The following is a 3,416-nucleotide window of genomic DNA, read 5'->3' on the forward strand; positions in this document are numbered from 1 at the left end:
GGTTGGAGATAAGCAAACGCCGCTTCGGGTGTCGTGTAGCCTTTTTGCGCCACAATCGTGGCCGTCAATTGGGCAATATTTAGTTGTGACGTGAGCTGGCGGACTGTTTTTTCCGCTGGTTGGGGCAGCAAACGCCAATTATTTTGACTCATTGTAACCTTCTTTAACTTACTGGCCGACGGCCTTTATTTGTCTTTCTTAAATGGCACATCAATGACATCTAAGTCTCTAGCCACCACTGTATTAGGGAAAATTTTGCGCACATCGGCGACCAAAGTTTTCACCATTGGTCCAATATAACGTGCTGATAAATGTGTTAAAATCAACTTATCAACATGGGCCCGTCGAGCAGTATTAGCGGCATTGACACTCGTTGAATGGGCATGCGCGCGTGCCATTTTGGCTTCTTCATCACCGGCACCATAAGTACTTTCATGTACCAAAACGTCGGCGTTTAGCGCCAATACTTCAATGTTGTCATTGGGCCGCGTATCCAAAATAAAGGTCACCACGCGACCCTTTTGCGCCGCACCAATGTAATCGCGGCCATCCAGAATCCGCCCATCTGGTAAGGTTACCCGCTTACCCGCCTTCAATTGGCCAAAGACTGGGCCAGATGGCACATTTTGCTCACGCAACTTTTCGACCAATAGTTCGCCTGGATGATCTTTTTCTTCAACACGAAAACCCCAAGTATCAATCCGGTGACGCATCTTAGCTGCAATCACACGGAAAGTCTTATCATCAAAAATAACCCCTTCGGTTAATTCAACATAAACTAAGGTATAAGATAAGCGCGTTTCTGAAACCCGCAACGCCGTTTGCACGAAGTCTTTAATGCCTTTTGGCCCATAAATGGTCAGGGGTTCATGCTTATCAGCCCCTTGAAATGACCGTGAACTCAAAAAGCCAGGCAACCCAAAAATGTGATCCCCATGCAAATGTGAAATAAAGATTTTTTCAACCTTGCGTGGTCGCAATGTTGTCTTGAGAATTTGATGTTGAGTGGCTTCCCCGACGTCAAATAACCAAACGGCATTGCGTTCGTCAAGAAGGCGCAGCGCAATGCTTGTCACATTTCTAAATTTTGATGGTTGACCAGAACCAGTGCCTAAAAATTCAAGTTGCATGTTATCTTAAGCGTCCCGTCACATCGCTTAACGCTGTGGCTGGCACGTTTTTCCCCTTATCAATTAGACGATCTTGTATCATCTATAACTTAACTATTTTACCATATATCAACACTTGATAGCGATCTGAAGACAAAATAAAAACAGCTCACGCTGTTTACTTGTCATCCCAATGGGTCTTTTGGAAAGCCACACGACTGGCCATGACCATCGCTTCGCGCGCTGGATCCTTCTTATAGAAGTCCTGATGATATTCTTCGGCTTCATAAAACGGTTGCGCGTCTTCTATTGTTGTCACAATTGGTGCATCAAAGCGACCAGAGGCTGCTAATGCCGCTTTGGACTTTTCCGCAATGGCACGTTGCGTGTCATCAGCGACAAAAATCACGGGTCGGTAATTGTCACCACGATCTTGGAACTGGCCCATGGCATCAGTTGGATCCGTTTGTTCCCAGTAAATTTCGACCAATTCGGCATACGATAATTGTGCTGGGTCAAACCAAATTTTCACGGCTTCCGTATGCCCCGTCGTGTGTGAACTTACTTCTTCGTAAGTTGGATTTTCTGTGTGGCCACCGGTATAACCGGAGCGTACTTTTTCAATGCCAGGCAATGAATCAAATGGTTGCACCATGCACCAAAAGCATCCGCCAGCAAAAATGGCTGTTTCCGTCGTCTTTGTCATGAGTTTGTCCTTATCTCGTTGCTAAAATAAAAAAGAGAAACGTTCTTCGTCTCTCTCATCATACTATAATCAAACTCAAATTTCAAAATTTTCTTTTTCTTTGGCTAGCTTCGTGCGCACAATATCTTCCTTGGCGTGAATCAATCGTGTAACCAACGCATTAAATGGGGTTGGAATTCCTTCTTGTTGCCACAGAAGCGCAAAGTAACCATTTAAAAAGTCAATTTCTGTTCGATTACCATTTTGAATGTCTAGATACATAGACGGATAATGATTACCCGCATTTTCTGGTTTCAATAACCGACTCAAGTCCGCAATAATGCCAGCGACATCAACTTTAATACCTTGTGAGGCCCCGACTTGCTTCATTTCATCCAAAATATTTAACGCCATACCCATGGCATTGCCCGCCGTACCAAATTCGGCAATGTTAGCATCTAACAACACTGACAATGGATTCAAAACGGCATTGATACCGGCTTTATGCCAAATGGCTGTCATGACATCTGGTACCAATTCGGCATTCAAGCCGGCTTCGTTCAATGCCTCAACGATCGGTTGCGCCTCCCCGCCAGCCAGTGCTTGTAACTTGATCGAACCGGAACCAGTTGTGTGGATTTCACCAGGCTTCACCAAAGATGACGTCCACAACGTCACACCGGCCACAATTTGTGACTTGGCCACGTGCTTTGCCATCACTTCAATATTACCCAAACCGTTAGACAAGATGAGTAATTGTGTTTGATCGGTGATAATTGGCGCAATATCCGTCAACATCCGATCCAACTGTGGTGTCTTAGTCAACAAAATAATCAGGTCAAACGTCCCCGTTACTTCTTGTGGGGTCATCACGGGTAAATAATAAACCTTTGGGTCTTGATCATCATGGACAACCGTCAATCCCTTGGTATTAATGGCGGCAATGTGTGCTGGCCACCCGTCAATCCCGGTCACATCATGACCGGCCGCTTGTAGCATAATGCCCAAACGTGCGCCAAGTGCGCCAAATCCTGCAATCGCTATTTTCATAATTTATATTCGTCCATCAGCGATGAACGCCTCCGCTTTCAGAAATAAATAATTACTATTATTTTACCACACGTTGGTTTTTGAAAAAGCGACAATTCAGCGGCGCACTGGCAACTGACCAGCTTAGTGGGTGTCTTGGCCGTAATAAGCATGTGCGCCATGCTTGCGGAAATAATGCCGATCAAGCAAGTATTGTGGCACATGTAAATCTTGGGTTGGATTTAACTGCATGGTGTGGAAATCAATTTCTGAAACCACGTCTAGCACAATAGCGTTTTGGACTGCCGTTTTGGCATCCTTTCCCCAAGTAAATGGCCCATGATAATTGGTTAACACACCAGGAATGGCCATCGGATCAAGGTGCTGACGATCAAACACGCGCACAATAGATTGGCCGGTATTTAAATCATAGTCGCCATCGACTTCCGCTTGTGTGAGGCGGTCAGCAATTGGGACATCCCCGTAAAACGTATCTGCATGCGTTGTCCCTGCCGCAGGCACTGGAATGCCCGCCTGGGCAAAGGCAACCGCCCACTTGGAATGCGTATGCACAATTCCGCCCACTTCTGGCC

The 3,416-nt window shown here is 45.8% G+C and carries 4 protein-coding genes; all 4 read right to left on the bottom strand.

Features of this window, described 5'->3' with window-relative positions:
- Positions 1-185: 185 nt before the first annotated feature.
- Positions 186-1,130 carry a ribonuclease Z gene (gene rnz, locus ACW12G_RS07125; protein WP_455647621.1) on the bottom strand — a complete coding sequence of 315 codons (945 nt, stop codon included), beginning with the start codon at positions 1,128-1,130 and terminating at the stop codon, positions 186-188.
- A gap of 157 nt (positions 1,131-1,287) precedes the next feature.
- Entirely contained in the window at positions 1,288-1,815 is a 528-nt protein-coding gene (gene msrA / locus ACW12G_RS07130; protein WP_029509697.1) for a peptide-methionine (S)-S-oxide reductase MsrA, read from the bottom strand.
- Between the two features lie 75 nt (positions 1,816-1,890).
- Positions 1,891-2,844: a ketopantoate reductase family protein gene (locus ACW12G_RS07135; protein ID WP_455647622.1), complete on the bottom strand. Its 954-nt coding sequence runs from the start codon at positions 2,842-2,844 to the stop codon at positions 1,891-1,893.
- 123 nt (positions 2,845-2,967) lie between these two features.
- The coding region (locus tag ACW12G_RS07140; protein WP_455647623.1) for a class II aldolase/adducin family protein at positions 2,968-3,416 on the bottom strand (449 nt) is incomplete at its 5' end.

The organism is Leuconostoc sp. (genome assembly GCF_965300815.1).

Excerpts from the sequence above, each read along its gene's own strand:
- rnz (WP_455647621.1), bottom strand. The coding sequence starts at position 1,130 with ATGCAACTTGAATTTTTAGGCACTGGTTCTGGTCAACCATCAAAATTT.
- msrA (WP_029509697.1), bottom strand. The coding sequence starts at position 1,815 with ATGACAAAGACGACGGAAACAGCCATTTTTGCTGGCGGATGCTTTTGG.
- ACW12G_RS07135 (WP_455647622.1), bottom strand. The coding sequence starts at position 2,844 with ATGAAAATAGCGATTGCAGGATTTGGCGCACTTGGCGCACGTTTGGGC.